The organism is Amycolatopsis sp. DG1A-15b, from assembly GCF_030285645.1.
In the GTDB taxonomy this organism is placed as follows: domain Bacteria; phylum Actinomycetota; class Actinomycetes; order Mycobacteriales; family Pseudonocardiaceae; genus Amycolatopsis.
Map to the genome: position 1 here is coordinate 614598 of NZ_CP127296.1, position 18032 is coordinate 632629.

Genomic DNA, 18032 nt, shown 5'->3' on the forward strand with positions numbered 1-18032 from the left:
ATGTCGAAACGCCGGAACCGGCTCCGTCCCCGGGGTGGAAGCGGCCAGAATGGGTCGCCACACACCGAGGGAGCACCACGATGGCCAAGTACCTGCTGCTGAAGCACTACCGCGGCGCGCCGGCCCCGGCCAACTGCGACACGACCATCGACCAGTGGACGCCGGAGGAGATCACGGCGCACATCCAGTACATGCAGGACTTCGGGGACAAGCTCGTGGCCACCGGCGAGTTCGTCGAGCACCAGGCGCTCGCCCCGGAAGGGACGTTCGTCCGCTACGACGGCGAGGGGCGGCCGCCGGTCACCGACGGGCCGTTCCCGGAGACCAAGGACCTCATCGCCGGCTGGACGGTGATCGACGTCGACAGCTACGAACGCGCCCTCGAACTGGCCGCGGAGCTGTCGGCCGCGCCCGGCCCGGGCGGGGAACCGATCCACGAGTGGCTCGAGCTGCGCCCGTTCCTGGCCGCGCCGCCGACCATCACGGAATGACGGGGAGCACGATGGTTCTGCCACGACTGGAGCACGTCGGCATCGTCGTCGGTGACATCGAGGCGGCGAAGGCCTTCTTCGCCGAGCTCGGGCTCGAGGTCGAGGGGGAGAACACGGTCGAGGGCCGGGCGGTCGACCGGATCGTCGGGCTGGCCGGCGTCCGGTCGGACGTGGCGATGCTGCGGACGCCGGACGGCCACGGGAAGCTGGAGCTGATCCGGTACCGGACGCCGGCGGGACCGGGCGGGGACCCGGAGGCGCCGGCGAACGCGCCCGGCCTGCGGCACATCCTGTTCGAAGTGGCCGGCATCGAAGACGTCCTGGCGCGCCTGCAACCGCACGGCGGCGAGCTCGTCGGCGAGCTGGTGCAGTACGAGGACAGCTTCAAGCTCTGCTACGTCCGCGGGCCCGAAGGGATCATCGTCGAGCTGGCCGAGCGGATCGGCTGAGCCGTGGACGACGCCCTGCTCCGGAGCCTGACCCCGGGCGTCCTGGGCGTCCTCGTCCGGCGCGGAGCCGAGTTCGCGGCGGCCGAGGACGCCGTCCAGGAGGCGCTCGTCGAGGCGCTGCGCGTCTGGCCGTCCGATTCGCCACGGGATCCGAAGGGCTGGCTGGTCACCGTGGCGTGGCGCAAGTTCCTCGACGCGACCCGGGCGGACGCCGCCCGCCGCAAGCGCGAGGACGTCCTCGACGCCGAGGTGGCCCCCGGCCCCGCGGCGGCCGTGGACGACACGCTCCAGCTGTACTTCCTGTGCGCGCACCCGTCGCTGACGCCGTCGTCGGCGGTCGCGCTCACGCTGCGGGCCGTCGGCGGGCTGACCACGCGGCAGATCGCGCAGGCGTACCTGGTGCCCGAGGCGACCATGGCGCAGCGCATCAGCCGCGCCAAGCGGACCGTGTCGGGGGTGCGGTTCGACCAGCCCGGCGACGTCGCGACCGTGCTGCGCGTCCTGTACCTGGTCTTCAACGAGGGGTATTCCGGGGACGTCGACCTCGCGGCCGAAGCGATTCGGCTGACCCGGCAGCTCGCGGCGTCCATCGACCACCCGGAGGTGGCCGGGCTGCTCGCGCTGATGCTGCTGCACCACGCCCGGCGTGCCTCCCGGACGACGGACGGCGGCGCCCTGATCCCGCTGGCCGAGCAGGACCGGTCCCGGTGGGATACGGCGCTGATCACCGAAGGGGTGGCCGTCCTGCAGCGGGCGCTGTCCCGCGACCGGCTGGGCGAGTTCCAGGCCCAGGCGGCCATCGCGGCCCTGCACGCCGACGCGCAGGACGCCGCGGAGACCGACTGGGTGCAGATCGTCGAGTGGTACGACGAGCTCGTCCGCCTGACCGGCAGCCCGGTCGTGCGGCTCAACCGCGCGGTCGCCGTCGGCGAGGCGGACGGACCACGGGCCGGCCTGGCGGCGCTCGCGGAAGTGGCCGACACGGTCCCGCGCCACACAGCGGTGTCGGCCTACCTCCACGAGCGCGACGGCGAGCTGGAGACGGCGGCGAAGCTCTACGCCGAGGCGGCGGCGAAGGCGGCCAGCCTCCCCGAAGTCGACCACCTGACCCGCCAGGCCGCCCGCCTCAACACCCGCCGCTGACCGGCGTGCGAGAAGGGTGGACGCCCGTGATCAGGGAGCCGACACGCGTGTTTGAAGGGTCGACACGCGTGATTCCAGGGTCGACACGGGGTCGGTGCCGTGTCGACCCTTCAATCACGTGAGATGACCTTCTGATCACGCGTGCTGACCCTTCGATCACGGAGTCAGGCGGGGCAGAGGGTGCCGTCGGCCGGGATCTTGCCGTCGACCAGGAAGGCGCGGGCCGCGTCGGTGACGCACGAGGAGGCGCCGAGGGCACCGTGGCCCGTGCCCTGCCAGGTGATGGTCACCGCGGACGGCATCTGGTCGGCCGCGCGGGTGCTGCCGACCTGCGGCGTGATCGGGTCCGTCGCGGTGGCCGCGACCAGGATCGGCGGGGCGCCCGGCGCGCCCGGCGCCGGCAGCGGCTCGGTGCGCACCGGCCACGGGCCGCACCAGGCCAGCTGCTGGGCGATGACCGCGCCGAACTGCGGGTACTTGCCGCGCATCCCGGCCACGACCTGGTCGAGCTGGTCGGCCGAGAGCCGGGTCTGGCTGTCGTTGCAGCGGGTCGCGATCGTCGCGTCGATCCGCGACGGCTGGGCGCGCGTGTCGTGCAGCACCGGCGCGGCGAACGCCGAAAGCGGGCCGATGTCCCCGGCGCGCGCGGCGGTGATCGCGTCGGCCAGCTCCGGCCACCGCGAGCGCTGCGAAAGTCCCGTGTAGACGGCGTACATCGCGACGCCCGGGCCGAACACGACGTCCTCGTCGGTCGACGGCGGGGTGCGCCGCAGCTGGTCGGTGAGCGCGGACAGCGCCGCCTTGGGGTCGCCGAGGGCGCAGTGCCGCGCCGCGCAGTCCGCGGCGAAAGCGTCCAGTGTGGACTGCGCGCCGGCGGCGACGGCGTCGAGGACCGCGGCCATGTCGGCGCCCGGGTCCGGTACGCCGTCGAGGACGACGCGCCCGACCTGGCCGGGGAAGCGCACCGCGTACTCGGCCAGCACCTTCGAGCCGTCACCGTGGCCGAGCGCGTCGAGCCGCTCCATGCCGAGTTGCTTGCGCAGCTCGTCGAGGTCGCCCGCGCCGCGCCAGCTGTCCAGCGCGGTCTGGGAGTCGTCCAGCTCGATGGCGCACTGCTGGCCGGCCTTGCGGGCCGCGTCCAGCACGTCGCCCAGGCCGCCCTGCGCCGGGTCGGCGTCGACGAGGTCGTGCCGGATGTCGGCGGGGACGCACTGGGCGGCGCCGGAGAGCCCGGTGCCGCGCCGGTCCAGGCCGATCAGCGAGAACTTCTCCAGGAACGCGGGCGGCAGCGTCGCGGCCAGCCGCGCGGCGTACACGGTGCCCGGGTCGCCGTCGACGTCGTTGACCACGACCAGCGGCACCGGCCCGCTGCCGACCTTCAGCGCCAGCAGCCGCACCACCGAGCGCCGCGGCTCGCCGGGGGCGTCGAGCGGCGCGGTGACGCGGGCGCAGGTGAAGTGCAGGCCGTCCGGGACGCCGGGGGTGCCGATGCGCTGGCGGGTGTCGTCGTCGCAGTCGGCCCACTTCAGCGTCGGCGACTGCGGCTCGCCCAGCGGCGGCAGCGGGACCCCGGGGGTCCGGGCGGGCGTGGCGCCGGTCGTCTTCCCGTCGTTCTCGACCAGCGCCGGGCGCACCGACGGCCCCGCGGCGCAGCTCGCCGCGGCGGTCAGGGTGAACAGCGCGGCCAGGAGACGGGTACGGCGGCGGCGCACGGGCGGGGTCCTCACGTCTCATCGATCACGGGCAGGGCCGAGCTTCGCACGGCCGGTGTGGGGCGCGGGTTAGCGGGTCCGGACCACCTGGCCGCGGAAGACGGCGTCGAGGTCGTACCGCGCCGGCTCGTCGAGCTGGCCGTAGTCGCACGACGCGGGTTCGCGGTCGGGGCGCCACCGCACGAACCGCGCGTTGTGCCGGAACCGCGACGGCATGCCGCCCTCGGTGTTCTCGTAGGCGACCTCGACGACGCACTCGGGCCGCAGCGGCACCCATTCGTGCTCGGTGGCGCGCCAGCGGGTGACCCCGCCCGGGATGCGCTGGGCCTGGCCGGTGGCCCGGCCGCCCCACGGGTGGTCTTCGCCGTCGGTGACCAGCGGGGCGAGTTCTTCGGCGAGCTCGCGGCGGCGGTCCTTCGGGAACGACCCGACGGTGCCGACGTGGTGCAGCACGCCGGCGTCGTCGAACAGACCCAGGAGAAAGCTCCCGACCAGGTCGCCGGGGCCGCCGTCGACGTGCCAGCGCAGCCCGGCGAGCACGCAGTCGGCGGTGCGCAGGTGCTTGTACTTGACCATGACGCGTTTGCCGGGGGTGTAGGGCTCGTCGAGGGGCTTGCCGATGACGCCGTCGAGGCCGGCGCCTTCGAACAGCTCGAACCAGTGCCGCGCGGTGTCCGGATCGGTGGTCGCCGGGGTGAGCGGGAACCGGTCGCCGGCCAGTTCGACGAGGCGTTCGCGGCGCACCGACGTCGGTTCGTCGAGCAGCAGGTCGTCCTCCAGGGCGAGGACGTCGAAGGCGACGAACTCGGCGGGCTGTTCGGCGGCCAGCAGCGTGATCCGGCTTTCGGCGGGGTGGATGCGCTCGGTGAGGGCATCGAAGTTCAGCCGTCCGTCCCGCGCGACGACGAGCTCGCCGTCGAGCACGACGCGCGGCGGCAGGATGTCCAGCAGCCGCGCGACGGCCTCCGGGAAGTACCGGTTGAGCGGCTTTTCCGCGCGCGACTGCAGGTACAGCTCGTCGCCGTCGCGGAAGACGATGCAGCGGAAGCCGTCCCACTTCGGTTCGAACAGCAGGCCCCCGGAGTCGGGGATGGCCTTGGCGGGCTTGGCGAGCATCGGCTTCAGCGGCGGCTGCAGCGGTAGGGGCATGCCCGCATTCTGCGGAAAACCCCGGCTCAGCGCACGCGTTGGGCCGGGCTCGTGTCGAGTTCCAGGCGGACCGCGGTGGGCAGCGACTCCAGGTCGAGCGAGGCGCGGGCCCGGGTCAGCACGCGCGTGTCGAGGTCCGACCACACCCCCTTGAGGTCCGTGCCTTCGCGCAGCCACAGGGTGATGCGCAACGCCGGAGCAGTGCGCGAGCCGACGGCGCGGACGCGGGCCCGGCTGACGCCGTCGAGCTGCTCGGCGTCGGCCTGGACCGCGCCGGCGATCGCGGCCGCCGTGACCACCAGCTCCGCGCCTTCGGTGCGGTCGAGGTCGAGGTCGGGCCGCGGTTCCGGGCGCAGCGAACGCAGTGCCCACCGCAGCCCGAGCACGAACAGCAGCACCCCGAACACGATCGCGGCGACGCGCGCGGGCGTCGCGTGGCCGCCGAGCCAGGTCACGGCGATCGGGTCCAGGAGCGGGCGGCGGCCGCGGAACTCGCCGAGCCCGCCGAAGCCGACCACCAGGGCCAGTGCCCCGCCCAGGAAAGCAAGCAGCCCGACCAGGAACGTCAGCGTGCGTTCGCCGGTGTACGACCGGGAGAGTGCCTTCGCGGCGATCGTCTTGCTCATCGGCGGTCCTTCGGCGAGTCGACGACGACGGTCACCTTCGGCCGCCGCACCAGGGGGAGCTCGTCCAGCAAGGCCGACACCGTGGCGAGCAGGCGCGGCCGCAGCTCGCCTTCGGTCTCGAGGGTGCTCTTCGCGCGGACGCGGATGCGGCGGGCGCTCGCGGTGACCGACGCGCCCGCGACGTTGTCCTGCGCGCGCACGGTCAACCCGACCAGGCGGGCCAGCGAACGCGGTGACGTCGAGACGCTCACGTCGCCGGCCGGGTCGGTCAGCCGGACGGCGCGGTTGCCGGCGGCGAGCGCGCACACCACCAGGACCAGGCCCGCGGCGGCCAGCACACCGGCCCCGACGCGCACCGCGTAGGCGTCCCAGCCGAGTGCCGCCAGGCCGGCCTGCCAGCGCGGCCACGGCACCAGCAGCGGCGCGGAGCCCGGGCGCCACCAGTGCCAGCCGACTTCGAGGGCCAGCAGCGCGCCGGCCGCCGCGAAGGCCAGGCCGAGCAGGGTGGCGAGGACGCGGACGAACGGGCGCACGGCTACCGCACCCTCGGCGCGACGTCCGGCAGCAGCGCGGACACCGTCACGGCCAGGGTCCGCACGCGGTAGCCGGTGAGCAGCTCGACCTCTTCGGTGACCTTCTCGCGCACGTCGCCGACGACGGCGCGGACGGCCGAGGGGTAGCGCAGGGCCAGGTCCAGCGCGAGGTCGACGTCGTTGTCGTGGCCGCCGACCTTCGCCTTCGGCCCCTTCTTGCCGTCCCGGGCGGTGCCGGGCACCTGACCGGCCGCGTGCTGGGCGAGCTTGCGGACCACGGCGTGCCCGATGGTGAGGGTGCCGCGCTCGGCCGGTTCGGCGAGCTCGCGCGGGACGTCCAGGGCGGGGCTCACTTGTCGCGGCCCTTGCCGAACAGCTCGCCGAGGTCGAGTTCGCCGTCGAGGACCCGGCCGGCGACGAGGCCGATGATCCCGACGGCCAGGGTCACCAGGAACGCGGTGAACCCCTGGGTCGCGGCGAGGCCGAGGATCAGCCCGGCCAGGAGCCCGGTCTGCGTTGCGTTCACATGTCCTCCTTGGGACGGAAGGTCACCGCACGCGAGGCGGGCGGCGGCGGAAGCGGGACAGGAAGGCCGCCGACCCACGGCGGCGGAGGGGCATCGCCACCCGGCGGCGGCGGGTGAAAGGTGCCGCCGGCCGGTGGCGTGCGAAGAGCGCCACCCGGCGGCGGGCGGACACCGCCGACACACCGCGCCCGTGGGCCCGCGCCGCCGTGCGGCTCGAGCGGGCCGCCGTCCCGCGGTGGCGGGCCACGAACGTCACCGGCACCTCGGCGCGGGACTCCGGCTCGCGGAACCGGGCGAGCCCGGCGGCGAACACGGCCGGGTCGCCGCCCACGCCGGGGTGGTGGGCGCGGGCGAACGCCCGGAACGCCGCCCGGTCACCGCGCCGGCCGGTCATTCCACCCGCGTCGATTCGGGTTCTTCCTCGCCCGGCAGGAAGATGTCGTTGACCGCGATGTTCACCTCGATCACCTCGAGGCCGGTGATCTGCTCGACCGCGGTGATCACGTTGCGCCGCACCGCGCGGGCGACGTCGGTGATGCGCGCGCCGTAGTCGACGACGACGTCGAGGTCGATCGCCGTCTGCTTCTCGCCGACCTCCACCGACACGCCGGTCGTGGTGACCGTGCCGGAGCCGGGGATGCGCTCGCGCAGCGCGCCGATCGCGCGGGACACCCCGCCGCCGCCCAGCGTGTGCACGCCGGCGACTTCGCGGGCGGCCAGGCCGGCGATCTTCTGCACGACCAGCGACGAGATCGTGGTGCGGCCGGCGGTGCCCTCTTCGTTGAGCGGCGTGACCGTTCCGGGGCTTTCGGTCCGTTCCGGGTGCATGCGTACGGGCTCCTCTCGGCGGGTTCTCGCCCTTACGATGCCCGGCGGCGCGAAAGCCTCACGCAAGGTCGCCCGATCGGGTTAATCTCAGCCCGGGTGGACGTCCACGACGTGCACTTTCACCACCGAGACGACCCCCAGCTGCCGGGACAGCCCGGCGGTGATCTCCCGCCGGAGCGCTTCGGCGGCCGCGTCGGCGATGACGCCGAACCGGACCGACACCAGCACCTGCACGACGCCGTCCTCGACGGCGACGGCCGAGATCCGCACGCCGAACGGGGCCCGGTCCGCGGCGATCGTCCGGGCCAGCCGGTCGACGACGTCCTCGGCGACGCGCAGCCGGCCCGTCCCGCCGGGAACCTCCACCGCCGTCCGGCGGCCGCGCGCGACGGCCCGCAGCACGCGTTCGACCAGGCCGGGCGGGGTCGGCACGCGGCGCCGGGCCGCGGCGCGCACGGCGTCCCAGCGAGGGTCGGACTCGGGATCCTCGGTCTCGGCCATCACCGCTCCCTCAACTCGGCGAGGAGCGCCACCCTGGCCCGGTGCAGCCGGGAACGCAAGGCGCCGACGTTCACGTCGAGCACTTCGGCGACCTCTTCGTAGCTCAGCCCCTCCAGTTCGCGCAGCACCAGCGGGACGCGCTGGGACACCTCCAGCCGCCCGACCGCCCGCAGCACCGCGTCCACCTCTTCGGCGCGCACGACGCGGCCTTCGGGACCGGGCACCGCCGCGGCCAGCAGCGCGCTGTCCACAGTGGACTGGGGATCGGGGTCGTCGAGCGAGACCGTCGGACGGCGGCGGCGCAGCACGGCGAGCGCGCTGTTGGTCACGACGCGGTAGAGCCACGTCGACACCGCCGACTCCTGCCGGAACCCGGCCAGGGACCGCCACGCGGCCAGCCACGCCTCCTGCACGACGTCCTCGGCCTCGGCCGCGCTGCCGGTGATCCGCAGCGCGACCCGGTACATCCGGGGCGTGTGTTCCCGCACCAGCGCGCCGAACGCGGTGTGGTCGCCGCCCGCGGCCCGCGCGAGGAGCTCGGCGTCGTCGCTCACCCGGCGTCCCGGCGGTAGCGCAGCAGCGTGAAGCCGTCCTCGACCAGGATCGACGCCAGCACGAGCCGGCGCGGCACGGCGGGCGCGGCGCCCGCGGCGATCCGGCCCGCCGTCCCGGCCACCAGCAGCGGCGCGACGGTCAGGCACAGCTGGTCGACGAGATCGGCGGCGACGAGCCGGGCGAAGAGGCCGGGCCCGCCTTCGCAGTCGATCCGGCGCAGGCCGCGGGCGGCCAGCAGGTCGAGGGCCCTGGGGAGGTCGACGTCGTCGGTGCCCGCCCGCAGGACCTCGGCCCCGGCGGCTTCGAGGGCGCGCGTGTCGGCGGTGTCCGTGGTGACCACGATCGGGGGGACGGCGGTTTCGGTGAACAGCCGGGAAGCCGGGTCGAGCTCGGCGGTGCGCGTCACGACGGCGATCGGCGGGACACCGGCGAACCCGAGCCGGCGGCGGCGCTCCAGGCGTTTCGCCCCCGCGACGACCCCGCGGTAGTTCTCGGCGCGGGCGGTCCCGGCGCCGACCAGGATGACGTCGGCGAGGTCGCGGCCGAGCAGGAAGACCTGCCGGTCGGCGGCGTGCGTGAGACCCGCCGAGGTGGTGTCGATCTCGACGGCACCGTCGGCCGACGCGACGAAGTTGACCTGCACCCAGGGTGTCGACAGGTCGGCCGGGTAGGCGTAGATCGTTTCGAGATCGGCCGCCGTCAGCTCGCCCGTCGATTCAGGCCACACACTCCGCACGTGATCATCCCAGCACGGACGTGAAACACGTCTCTACCGGGGGATATGCCCGGTCAGCGGGATCCGGGGCGCGGATAGGCTCTGCGACCATGCCCGCGCACCTGACCGGCCGCCGTCCCGAGCTGTCCGCCGACGAGTTGATCGGCGCGCTGGTGCCGCCGCCGCGCTTCGGCGCCGTGCGGTTCGACACCTACCTGCCCAACCCGGACGAGCCCAGCCAGGCCGCCGCGGTCGAGGCGTGCTCGGCGTTCGCGGCGAAGGTGGGGCCGCGGCGGGAGAAGAAGCGGTTCAAGCTCTTCGGCGGATCCTCGGAGCCGGCCGGGCCGATGGGGCTCTACCTCGACGGCGGGTTCGGCGTCGGCAAGACCCACCTGCTCGCCTCGACGTGGCACGCCGCGCCGTCGCCCAAGGCGTACGGCACGTTCGTCGAGCTGACCCACCTCGTCGGCGCGCTGGGCTTCGCCGAGGCCGTGCGGCGGTTGTCGGAGCACCGGATCCTGGCCATCGACGAGTTCGAGCTCGACGACCCGGGCGACACCACCCTGGTCACCCGCCTGCTGCAGGAGCTCATGGACGCCGGCGTGTACATCGCGGCGACGTCGAACACCCTGCCGGAAAAGCTGGGCGAAGGGCGGTTCGCCGCCGAAGACTTCCTGCGCGAGATCCAGACGTTGTCGGCCCGCTTCGGCGTGGTGCGCGTCGACGGCCCGGACTACCGGCACCGCGGCCTGCCGGACGCGCCGCCGCCCGTCTCGCCCGAGGAGCTGGAGTCGTCGGCCGCCGCGCACGAAGGGTCCAGTGTGGACGACTTCGACGCGCTGTGCGCGCACCTGGCGGAGCTGCACCCCTCGCGCTACGGCCGGCTGCTCGACGACGTCACCCGCGTGCACCTGCGCGGCATCCACCCGGCGCCGGACCAGAACGTGGCGCTGCGGCTGGTCGCCTTCGCCGACCGGCTCTACGACCGGGCCATCCCGCTGGTCGTGTCGGGCGAGCCGCTGCCGTCGCTGTTCACCGAGGAGATGGTGAACGGCGGCTACCGCAAGAAGTACCTGCGCGCGGTCAGCCGGTTGACGGCGCTGGCGCGGGACGCCGTACCGGCCAGCTGAACAGCACCACCGCGACGGCGAAGAGCGTGCCGCCGGCGACGTCGGTGAGGTAGTGGTAGCCCATGCCGACGAGCCCGGCCGCGGCGGCGAGCAGCGCCACCGCGGACAGCACGGCCACGACGGCCCGCCGGGTGACCAGGACGAGCACCGTGAGCACCGCCACCAGGCTCACCGTGTGGCCGCTCGGGTACACCAGGGTGCTGTTCTTCCACCGGTCGTACAGCGGTTTGAGCAGCCAGCTCGTCAGCAGGATCGCCAGCACCGGGGCGGCCAGGGCGAACCCGGCCTCCAGCCGCCGTCCCGCGCGCAGGCTGAGGAAAACCGCGAGCAGGCCCAGCGCGAGCACGACGTACGGCTCGGTCGGGAAGACCAGCACCCGCAGCACGCCGGGGCTCAGGTGCGAAACGGCCCGAGCTGCGGCGTCGTCGACCGCGCCGGGGGTCGTCCCGCCGGCGAACGGCAGGCCCAGCAGCAGCGCGAGCAGGCCGCAAACGGCGGCCGGCACCCGGATCGTCCTCACCCGCGCGAGGGTAGCCGGGGCCCCGGGACCCGCCGGGGGCCGCGGGTGCGTCACGATGCGGGGAAACGACTTGGGAGGAGCGGATGCGGGTCACTGTCGCCGGGGCCGGGATGGTCGGGCTGAGCAGCGCGTACCGGCTGGCGGAAGCGGGCCACGACGTCACGGTCGTGGCGGCGGCCTCGCCGGCGGAGTCGACGTCGGCGGTCGCCGGTGGGGTGGTGTACCCGCCACTTCGGCGCCTGGACGGGCGGGTCGTGCGATGGACCGCGGCGAGCCTGGCGGTGTTCCGCGGGCAGGACGCGCCGGGCGTCCGCTTCCGCCGCGGCCGGGTCCTGCTGCCGGCGGGCGAGCCGGACCCGCAGTGGCTCCCGGCGGTGGAGGCCGCGGTCCGCGACGGCGACCGCGTCGAGTTCACGACGGCGGTGGTCGACACGCCGGTGTACCTGGACTGGCTGCGCGCGCGGGTGGCCGGGCTGGGCGTGCGGGTGGCGTACCGGACCCTGACGTCGCTCGCGGGGCTCGGCGCGGACGTCGTGGTCAACGCGGCGGGCCTCGGCGCGGGCGCGCTGGCGGGCGACGGTTCGATGGTCCCGGTCGGCGGCCAGGTCGTGCACGTGACCGACCCGGGCCTGCCGGAGTTCGTGGTGGACGGGACGGGCCCGGGCATCACGTACGTGATCCCGCACGGAGGCCACGTGGTGTGCGGCGGAACGGAGGAGCCGGGCCGCGCCGACACCGACCCGAACCCGGCCGTGACGGCGGACATCCTGCGCCGCTGCCGGGAACTGGAACCGCGCTTGGCGGGCGCGGAGGTGCTGCGGTCGCTGGTGGGGTTGCGCCCGTCCCGGCGCGAGGTGCGGTTGGAGCGGGAGGGCGACGTCGTGCACTGCTACGGCCACGGGGGAGCGGGGATCACCCTGGCCTGGGGCTGCGCGGCGGACGTCGCCGAGCTGGTCACAGCTGGATGAGTTCGGTGATCCCGCGGGCGCGGAGGTGGTTCGCGTCCGAGGCGCGGCTCCACAGCACGAACGCCACCCGCTTGCCCTCGGCCGCCAGCTTGAAGAACCGGTCGTTGCCCCACGTCGGGAAGGCGTCGGGGACGACGATCGCCGTGGTGCGCTGGGCCGGCCGCGGCGGGGTCCGGTCGAACTCGGCCACCAGTGCCTTCAACGCCTGGCCGGCGGGCTTCAGCTTGCGGTCGTTCGTGTACAGCCCGAGGTCGTACTCCAGCGGGTTGAGGTTCGGGACCAGCGCCGGGTGCACGTCGTGGGAGCACCACCACGTGAAGCCCAGGGTGTGGGCGCAGGAAGCCGCGTTGCGGATCGAACGGGACAGCCACTCGCCGTACTGCGGGCGGGTCGCGTCGCTGAAGTGGATCGACGGTGCCGCGCCGTCCTCCTGGATCCAGACGCGGCGCGCCGGGTCCGTCGCGTAGGCCTGGGCCACCTGGATCAGCCGTTCCGCGTTGTGCGTCGCGACCGCGCCGAGGGGGTCCGTCTCGAGCGTGCCGGAGAACGAGGTCCACGGGTGGATCGCCACCACGTTGCCCGCGTCGGCGAGCCCGGGGCGGGTGAAGTGGGTGCCGTTGTCCCACGGTGCCCGGTCGCAGCCGACCGTGTGCGCCTTGCCGGGGGCCACCTCCTCGGCCGTGGCGCACAGCGTCCGGGCCCAGGCGTCTGCCTGCGCCTGCGTGACGAACAGGCCGGCGAAGTCGTCCCAGTAGTAGTACGGCTCGTTCGACAGGTCGAAGCCGAGGAAGCGCGGGTGCCGCCCGATCCGTTCGGCGAGGGCCCGCAACAGCGTCCGCTGCGCGTCGAGGGCCGCCGGGTCGGTGAACCAGTTGACCGGCTTCGGCTTCGTCTGCAGCCAGTTGGGTGTCCAGTAGCGGGCGGAGATGTGGCCGTTGAACACGGTGACCTCGACGTCCAGCCCGGCCGCGTCCGCGAGGTCGAGGAACCGGTGCAGCCGGTCGAGCTTTTCGCCGCTCACCAACGCCGGTTCCGGCTGGAAGGCCGACCACAGCAGCATGATCCGGATGTGGTCGAGCCCGAGCGCGGCGATGTCGTCGAGGTCGCGGCGCAGGTCGGCCTCGCGCCAGTCCTCCCACATGTGGAACCAGCGCGTCGACGGCGTGTAGTTGACGCCCAGCCGGAACGCCCGCCGCGGGGGCGCCGCCAGTGCGGGTGCCGCCGTGGCCGCCAGGGCCGTCGCGACCGCTCCCGTGAGCACCGACCGCCGCTTGAGATCCGCCACGCCGCCTCCTCGCTGTCATCTGATCGCGCACATGTAGCACGGCGGGGAAGTCGATCTCCAGTGTTGACCCGCAACCTGTCCGTCAGTTGCGGGAGAAGGCGGCGTGGTCGGCCTCCGTCTGGTCGGCGTACCGCACGGCATACGCACCCATCGCCTCGTCGAGTTCCGAGTCGTCGGCGAAGTAGCCGGACAGGAGCTTCGGGTGCAGCGACCGCGTGTGGGCGCGGGCGAGCAGCGCCCCGGCCAGCCTGCCGTAGTCGTCGAGGTGGTCCTTCTCCAGTTCCGAGGGGTCGATGTCGCCCTTGAGGTTGCGGAACTGGCGGACGATGAACGGGACGCCGTCGATCGTGGTCCAGCCGAGGAGGATGTCCGTCTCGGCCTGCACCAGCCGGGCGCCGTCGACGATGCGCTGCCCTTCGTGCGCGGCCTCCGGCAGGTCCAGGTACGGCGCCAGCGCGGGCCGCTGCGCCTGCTTCACCTGCAGCACCAGGTCTTCGTCGTCGTTGCCGTGCAGCAGGGCGACGTAGCTGCGCAGCCCGACGCTGCCCGTGCCGACCACCCGGAAGGCGACGTCGGCGAGCCGGTAGCGCGCGATGAGCGTCCGCCGCGATTCACGCAGGGTGTCCACATAGGACGCCAGGCCGGCCGCGACGGCCTCGGCCGTTCGCGCGTCGACGTGCGTCAGCACCGGCGGGTCCGCGACGAACCGGTGGCGGGCCAGGCCGGTCTCGTGGTCGTCGACGCGCTCGGTCCACCGCGCCGCGACCTTCGCGTGATCGTTCCTGCGGGCCTTCTCGGCCGCGTCGGCGAAGTCGTCGATCAGCTCGTCGGCCCGCGCCTTCGACAGCACCGACGAGTCCGGCAGCGCGTTCCACGACTTCAGGAACGGCAGCTCGGCCAGCGCGCGGATGGTCCGGCGGTAGGACTTCACGGCGTCTTCGGCGGCCTCGCGGCAACCCGATTCGCGGATGCCGCCTTCGCGCCCGGCGAGCACGAGGCTGGCCGCGAGCCGCTTGAGGTCCCACTCCCACGGGCCCGGCACGGTCTCGTCGAAGTCGTTGATGTCCATCACGATCTTGCCCTCGGGCGTGCCGTAGAGCCCGAAGTTCGCCGCGTGCGCGTCGCCGCAGAGCTGGGCGGCGACCCCGGACGACGGCGTGCCGGCGAGGTCGGCGCCCATCAGCCCGGCCGCCCCGCGGAAGAAGGTGAACGGCGAGGCGAGCATCCGCTCCCGCCGCAGTTCGGTCAGCTCCGGCAGCCGCCCGGCGTTGGTGGCCTCGAAGTACTCGCGCGGCGTCGGCCGGTCTTTCGCCGCGGCCTCGTGGTCGTGCACCGCGGCCGGCGTCTTCTCCCGGAGCCGCTTCCCCTGTTCGTACAGTTCGGCCGGCGTCACGCTGTCGGCGCCGACCAGCGGCCGTTCCACCCAGTCCCCTGATCCCATACCGGGCACAACGTCCGAAGGGGACGTTGTGCTCCCGGACGCCGCCGGGGCGGGCGGCGACAGTCAGCCGGGCGAGACGGCGCTCCTCGGCGGGGGCGAGGGGGTGTGGCCGATCGCCCGAGCCGGGGCGGCCACTCGACGGCCGGACGTTGTGCTTCCGGACGCCGCCGGCGCCGGGTGTATTCCGCGGGTCGGCCGCGCCGGTCGGTATGGGCGTGCGCTCGCCCGTCCGGTGGTCGCGGCCGGCCATCCGTTCGGCGTGAAAGGCGGGTGGCATCCGCGCGTTGCGTCGGCCGGCAGCGGCGGTCAGCCCGGCGCGATGGGCGCAGGCCGGGGCGGCCACTCGAGCGCCGGACGTTGTCTCCCGGACGCCGCCGGGGCGGGAGGCTCAGCCGGCGGCGTCCGGGTGGTTTCAGGGGCGGATGACCTCGGCGATCGCGTCGATGCCGCGGTCCAGCTCCTCGCGGGTGATCACCAGCGGCGGGGCGACCCGCAGGGTGCGCTCGTGCGTTTCCTTGCACAGCACGCCCCGCGCGGACAGTGCCTCCGACGCCTCGCGCCCCGACGGGCCGCCCGGGGCGATGTCGATGCCCGCCCACAGCCCGCGGCCGCGGACCTCCGAGAGGCCCTGACCGATCAGCGCGGTGAGCCGTGCGTGCAGGTGGGCGCCCAGCTCGGTGGCCCGCTGCTGGAATTCGCCGGTCGAAAGCAGCTTGACGACCGCGCGCCCGACCGCGCAGGCGAGGGGGTTGCCGCCGAAGGTCGAGCCGTGCTCGCCCGGCTTCAGCACGCCGAGGACGTCCCGGCGGCCGGCCACCGCGGACACCGGGAGGATGCCGCCGCCGAGGGCCTTGCCGAGGGTGTAGACGTCCGCGCGGACGCCTTCGTGGTCCAGGGCCAGCACGGTGCCGGTGCGGGCCAGCCCGGACTGGATCTCGTCGGCGATCAGCAGCACGCCGTGCTCGTCGCAAGCCTGCCGGACGTCGGCGAAGTAGCCCTCCGGCGGCACGATGACGCCGGCCTCGCCCTGCACCGGCTCCAGCAGCACCGCGGCGGTGCGCGGGGTGATCGCGTCGCGCAGCGCGGCCGCGTCGCCGTACTTGACCGTGACGAAGCCCGGGGTGAACGGGCCGAAGTCGGCGCGCGCGGTCTCGTCGGTGGAGAACGAGACGATCGTGGTGGTCCGGCCGTGGAAGTTCGAGCCGGCCACGATGATCTCGGCGGTGCCGTCCGGGACGCCCTTGACCCGGTGCGCCCACTTGCGGGCGATCTTGACCGCGGACTCGACGGCCTCGGCGCCGGAGTTCATCGGCAGCACCAGCTCGGTGCCGGTCAGCTCGGCCAGCTCGCGGCAGAACAGCCCCAGCTGGTCGTGGTGGAACGCCCGCGACGTCAGCGTGACGCGCCCGAGCTGCTCGACGGCGGCGGCGACCAGGTCCGGGTGGCGGTGGCCGAAGTTCAGGGCCGAGTACCCGGAGAGGAAGTCGAGGTAGGACCGGCCTTCGACGTCGGTGACCGAGGCGCCGGAGGCTTCGGCGATCACGACGGGCAGCGGGTGGTAGTTGTGCGTGCTCCACCGCTCGTCGAGCTCGATGAAGCTCGCGGCGGTGGGGGCGGCGGTCTCCCGGCCGGCGAACGTCGTCATGTGTTCAGGTTAGAGGCAGAACACGCAGACTTCAGCCGGGAATCATTGCTTTCACCCGGTATTCGTTGCGCAATATGCGTGTTACACCCCCGAAACGATGCGTACGCTTTGACGAGCTGCTCGGTAAGCCGTAACTTACCGTTCGTGGCGACTTACGGTAGCGACCAGCTGGCCGCTCTGGCCGACCCTTCGCGCCGCGCGATCTTCGAAGCGCTGCGGGGCGGGCCGCGCGCGGTCGGCGAGCTGGCCGCGGACCTGCCGATCAGCCGCCCGGCCGTGTCCCAGCACCTCAAGGTGCTCAAGGGGGCCGGCCTGGTCGCCGACCGGGCCGTCGGCACCAAGCGGCTCTACCGGCTGGAACCGGCCGGGATCGCCGCCCTGCGCGCCTACCTCGACGGGATGTGGTCGGACGCGCTGAAGGCCTTCGCCGAACTGGCGGAATCCACCGAAGAGGAGCAGTCATGAGCACCCTGGAACCGATCCGCAAGAGCGTCACCGTCGCCTGCTCGCGGGAGCACGCGTTCAAGACCTACACCGAGGCCTTCGACAGCTGGTGGCCGCGGCAGCACCACATCGGGGCGGGCGAACTCGCCGAAGCCGTCCTCGAGCCGGAGGAAGGCGGCCGCTGGTACGAGCGCACGGCCGACGGCGCCGAGTGCGACTGGGGCGAGGTGCTCGTCTGGGAGCCGCCCGCAAGGGTGGTGCTCTCGTGGCGCATCGACGGCGACTGGAAGATCGACCCCGACCCGGCCCACGCCAGCGAGATCGAGGTCAGATTCATCGAGGAGGGGCCGCGCAACACCCGCGTCGAGCTGGAACACCGGGACTTCGCACGACACGGCGAAACCGGCGCGAAGGTGCGCGAAGGCGTCTCCGGTGCGGGTGGGCACGGTGCCCTGCTGAACCTCTTCGCCGCGAAAGCTGCCGCCTGAACGGGTAGTTTCGCTGGATGGCGAAGAAGGACGACGGAAGCCGGGTCCGGGACGCGCTGCGCGTCGGTGACGAGCTGCCGGACCCGGGCGCGGCCCCGGTCGGGCCCGGCAAGAAAGCCAAGGCCCTCGCCGGGCTCGAGAGCGCGGGAGAGCGGCTGTCCGCACTGCAGGAGGCGCTCTTCGCCGAGGGCGTCGGCGGCGGCACCCGCCGGGTGCTGCTCGTGCTGCAGGGCATGGACACCTCCGGCAAGGGCGGCACGGTGTCGCACGTGCTCGGCCTGGTGAACCCGATGGGTGTCCGGTACGCGGCGTTCAAGAAGCCGACCGCGGCCGAGCAGCGCCACGAATACCTCTGGCGGATCCGCAAGCAGCTGCCCGCGCCCGGCCAGATCGGCGTCTTCGACCGCTCGCACTACGAGGACATCCTGGTCCCGCGCGTGTCCGGCCTGCTCACCGCGGCCGAACGGCGGCGCCGCTACGCCGAGATCAACGCGTTCGAGCAGGAGCTGGCCGAAGCCGGGACCACCATCGTCAAGGTGTTCCTGCACATCTCGCCGGAAGAGCAGCTCAAGCGGCTGAAAGCCCGGCTCGTCACGCCCGAGAAGCGCTGGAAGTACAACCCGGGTGACCTCGAGGCCCGTTCGCACTGGCCGGCTTACCAGGACGCCTACGCCGACATCTTCAAGAAGACGTCGACCGATCGGGCGCCCTGGTACGCGGTACCCGCCGACCACAAGTGGTACCGCAACTGGGCCGTCGCCGAACTGCTCATCGAGACGCTGTCCGACCTGAAGCCGCGGTTCCCGGCCCCGGACTACGACGTCGACGCGGAGCTGGCCAAGCTGAAGGGTGTTGGCGTCCGGTCGTGACCGTCTGGAAGAGT

At 73.7% G+C, this 18032-nt stretch carries 23 protein-coding genes; 8 read left to right on the forward strand and 15 right to left on the reverse strand.

What is annotated here, in order from left to right; all coding sequences use genetic code 11:
• The first annotated feature begins 80 nt into the window (after positions 1–80).
• The 3 genes from QRY02_RS02850 to QRY02_RS02860 are packed head-to-tail and all read left to right on the forward strand — an operon-like array spanning position 81 to position 2083.
• Positions 81–491 carry a YciI family protein gene (locus tag QRY02_RS02850; protein ID WP_285989925.1) on the forward strand — a complete coding sequence of 137 codons (411 nt, stop codon included), beginning with the start codon at positions 81–83 and terminating at the stop codon, positions 489–491.
• A gap of 11 nt (positions 492–502) precedes the next feature.
• Positions 503–940: a VOC family protein gene (locus QRY02_RS02855; protein ID WP_285989926.1), complete on the forward strand. Its 438-nt coding sequence runs from the start codon at positions 503–505 to the stop codon at positions 938–940.
• A 3-nt stretch (positions 941–943) separates the two neighbouring features.
• A complete protein-coding gene (locus QRY02_RS02860; RefSeq protein WP_285989927.1) occupies positions 944–2083 on the forward strand; it encodes an RNA polymerase sigma factor in 1140 nt (379 codons plus the stop codon).
• Between the two features lie 164 nt (positions 2084–2247).
• Here QRY02_RS02860 and QRY02_RS02865 read toward each other — a convergent pair whose 3' ends face one another.
• The 11 genes from QRY02_RS02865 to QRY02_RS02915 all read right to left on the reverse strand — a co-directional run bounded on the left by QRY02_RS02865 (position 2248) and on the right by QRY02_RS02915 (position 9249).
• Positions 2248–3795 (reverse strand): alpha/beta hydrolase, encoded by a 1548-nt coding sequence (locus tag QRY02_RS02865; RefSeq protein WP_285989928.1) that lies wholly within the window; start codon positions 3793–3795, stop codon positions 2248–2250.
• 69 nt (positions 3796–3864) lie between these two features.
• The gene (locus tag QRY02_RS02870; RefSeq protein ID WP_285989929.1) at positions 3865–4944 is read right to left on the reverse strand and encodes an ATP-dependent DNA ligase; all 1080 of its coding nucleotides are present in this window, start codon (positions 4942–4944) and stop codon (positions 3865–3867) included.
• 26 nt (positions 4945–4970) lie between these two features.
• Positions 4971–5570 (reverse strand): Asp23/Gls24 family envelope stress response protein, encoded by a 600-nt coding sequence (locus QRY02_RS02875; RefSeq protein WP_285989930.1) that lies wholly within the window; start codon positions 5568–5570, stop codon positions 4971–4973.
• Positions 5567–6103: a DUF6286 domain-containing protein gene (locus QRY02_RS02880; protein ID WP_285989931.1), complete on the reverse strand. Its 537-nt coding sequence runs from the start codon at positions 6101–6103 to the stop codon at positions 5567–5569. The genes QRY02_RS02875 and QRY02_RS02880 overlap by 4 nt, the downstream gene beginning before the upstream one ends.
• Before the next feature lie 2 nt (positions 6104–6105).
• A complete protein-coding gene (locus QRY02_RS02885; protein WP_285989932.1) occupies positions 6106–6456 on the reverse strand; it encodes an Asp23/Gls24 family envelope stress response protein in 351 nt (116 codons plus the stop codon).
• Positions 6453–6629, reverse strand: a complete 177-nt coding sequence (locus tag QRY02_RS02890) for a hypothetical protein (protein ID WP_013224542.1) — start codon at positions 6627–6629, stop codon at positions 6453–6455. The genes QRY02_RS02885 and QRY02_RS02890 overlap by 4 nt, the downstream gene beginning before the upstream one ends.
• Positions 6630–6651: 22 nt before the next feature.
• Positions 6652–7023, reverse strand: a complete 372-nt coding sequence (locus QRY02_RS02895; protein ID WP_285989933.1) for a hypothetical protein — start codon at positions 7021–7023, stop codon at positions 6652–6654.
• Complete coding sequence (locus tag QRY02_RS02900) at positions 7020–7457, reverse strand: Asp23/Gls24 family envelope stress response protein (RefSeq protein ID WP_285989934.1); 438 nt, start codon at positions 7455–7457, stop codon at positions 7020–7022. Before QRY02_RS02900 ends, QRY02_RS02895 begins: the two co-directional genes overlap by 4 nt.
• Before the next feature lie 87 nt (positions 7458–7544).
• Complete coding sequence (locus QRY02_RS02905; RefSeq protein ID WP_285989935.1) at positions 7545–7958, reverse strand: hypothetical protein; 414 nt, start codon at positions 7956–7958, stop codon at positions 7545–7547.
• Positions 7958–8512 (reverse strand): RNA polymerase sigma factor, encoded by a 555-nt coding sequence (locus QRY02_RS02910; protein ID WP_285989936.1) that lies wholly within the window; start codon positions 8510–8512, stop codon positions 7958–7960. The genes QRY02_RS02905 and QRY02_RS02910 overlap by 1 nt, the downstream gene beginning before the upstream one ends.
• Complete coding sequence (locus QRY02_RS02915; protein WP_285989937.1) at positions 8509–9249, reverse strand: pyrimidine reductase family protein; 741 nt, start codon at positions 9247–9249, stop codon at positions 8509–8511. The genes QRY02_RS02910 and QRY02_RS02915 overlap by 4 nt, the downstream gene beginning before the upstream one ends.
• Before the next feature lie 89 nt (positions 9250–9338).
• On the opposite strand from QRY02_RS02915, the gene zapE reads away from it, so the two are divergent.
• Complete coding sequence (gene zapE / locus QRY02_RS02920; protein WP_285989938.1) at positions 9339–10358, forward strand: cell division protein ZapE; 1020 nt, start codon at positions 9339–9341, stop codon at positions 10356–10358.
• Here the strand turns inward: zapE and QRY02_RS02925 are convergent.
• Positions 10312–10878, reverse strand: a complete 567-nt coding sequence (locus QRY02_RS02925; RefSeq protein WP_285989939.1) for a phosphatase PAP2 family protein — start codon at positions 10876–10878, stop codon at positions 10312–10314. The genes zapE and QRY02_RS02925 overlap by 47 nt on opposite strands.
• Before the next feature lie 83 nt (positions 10879–10961).
• On the opposite strand from QRY02_RS02925, the gene QRY02_RS02930 reads away from it, so the two are divergent.
• Positions 10962–11846: an FAD-dependent oxidoreductase gene (locus tag QRY02_RS02930; protein WP_285989940.1), complete on the forward strand. Its 885-nt coding sequence runs from the start codon at positions 10962–10964 to the stop codon at positions 11844–11846.
• On the opposite strand, the gene QRY02_RS02935 is transcribed toward QRY02_RS02930, so the two are convergent.
• The 3 genes from QRY02_RS02935 to rocD form a co-directional block, all read right to left on the reverse strand.
• Entirely contained in the window at positions 11833–13131 is a 1299-nt protein-coding gene (locus tag QRY02_RS02935) for a glycoside hydrolase 5 family protein (protein ID WP_285989941.1), read from the reverse strand. The two genes, QRY02_RS02930 and QRY02_RS02935, sit on opposite strands and share 14 nt — an antisense overlap.
• 82 nt (positions 13132–13213) lie before the next feature.
• The gene (locus QRY02_RS02940; RefSeq protein ID WP_285989942.1) at positions 13214–14572 is read right to left on the reverse strand and encodes a DUF2252 domain-containing protein; all 1359 of its coding nucleotides are present in this window, start codon (positions 14570–14572) and stop codon (positions 13214–13216) included.
• A gap of 412 nt (positions 14573–14984) precedes the next feature.
• Positions 14985–16217, reverse strand: a complete 1233-nt coding sequence (gene rocD, locus QRY02_RS02945; protein WP_285989943.1) for an ornithine--oxo-acid transaminase — start codon at positions 16215–16217, stop codon at positions 14985–14987.
• A 144-nt stretch (positions 16218–16361) separates the two neighbouring features.
• On the opposite strand from rocD, the gene QRY02_RS02950 reads away from it, so the two are divergent.
• The 3 genes from QRY02_RS02950 to QRY02_RS02960 are packed head-to-tail and all read left to right on the forward strand — an operon-like array spanning position 16362 to position 18018.
• The gene (locus QRY02_RS02950; RefSeq protein WP_285989944.1) at positions 16362–16682 is read left to right on the forward strand and encodes an ArsR/SmtB family transcription factor; all 321 of its coding nucleotides are present in this window, start codon (positions 16362–16364) and stop codon (positions 16680–16682) included.
• Positions 16679–17149: an SRPBCC family protein gene (locus QRY02_RS02955; protein WP_285989945.1), complete on the forward strand. Its 471-nt coding sequence runs from the start codon at positions 16679–16681 to the stop codon at positions 17147–17149. Before QRY02_RS02950 ends, QRY02_RS02955 begins: the two co-directional genes overlap by 4 nt.
• A gap of 17 nt (positions 17150–17166) precedes the next feature.
• On the forward strand, positions 17167–18018 hold the full coding sequence (locus QRY02_RS02960; RefSeq protein WP_285989946.1) for a PPK2 family polyphosphate kinase: 852 nt from the start codon (positions 17167–17169) through the stop codon (positions 18016–18018).
• Positions 18019–18032 lie beyond the last annotated feature (14 nt).

Coding starts and splice junctions, on each gene's coding strand:
- zapE (WP_285989938.1), top strand. CDS start 9,339: ATGCCCGCGCACCTGACCGGCCGCCGTCCCGAGCTGTCCGCCGACGAG.
- QRY02_RS02940 (WP_285989942.1), bottom strand. CDS start 14,572: ATGGGATCAGGGGACTGGGTGGAACGGCCGCTGGTCGGCGCCGACAGC.
- QRY02_RS02875 (WP_285989930.1), bottom strand. CDS start 5,570: ATGAGCAAGACGATCGCCGCGAAGGCACTCTCCCGGTCGTACACCGGC.
- QRY02_RS02895 (WP_285989933.1), bottom strand. CDS start 7,023: ATGACCGGCCGGCGCGGTGACCGGGCGGCGTTCCGGGCGTTCGCCCGC.
- QRY02_RS02870 (WP_285989929.1), bottom strand. CDS start 4,944: ATGCCCCTACCGCTGCAGCCGCCGCTGAAGCCGATGCTCGCCAAGCCC.
- QRY02_RS02905 (WP_285989935.1), bottom strand. CDS start 7,958: ATGGCCGAGACCGAGGATCCCGAGTCCGACCCTCGCTGGGACGCCGTG.
- QRY02_RS02850 (WP_285989925.1), top strand. CDS start 81: ATGGCCAAGTACCTGCTGCTGAAGCACTACCGCGGCGCGCCGGCCCCG.
- rocD (WP_285989943.1), bottom strand. CDS start 16,217: ATGACGACGTTCGCCGGCCGGGAGACCGCCGCCCCCACCGCCGCGAGC.
- QRY02_RS02900 (WP_285989934.1), bottom strand. CDS start 7,457: ATGCACCCGGAACGGACCGAAAGCCCCGGAACGGTCACGCCGCTCAAC.
- QRY02_RS02955 (WP_285989945.1), top strand. CDS start 16,679: ATGAGCACCCTGGAACCGATCCGCAAGAGCGTCACCGTCGCCTGCTCG.
- QRY02_RS02960 (WP_285989946.1), top strand. CDS start 17,167: ATGGCGAAGAAGGACGACGGAAGCCGGGTCCGGGACGCGCTGCGCGTC.
- QRY02_RS02930 (WP_285989940.1), top strand. CDS start 10,962: ATGCGGGTCACTGTCGCCGGGGCCGGGATGGTCGGGCTGAGCAGCGCG.
- QRY02_RS02855 (WP_285989926.1), top strand. CDS start 503: ATGGTTCTGCCACGACTGGAGCACGTCGGCATCGTCGTCGGTGACATC.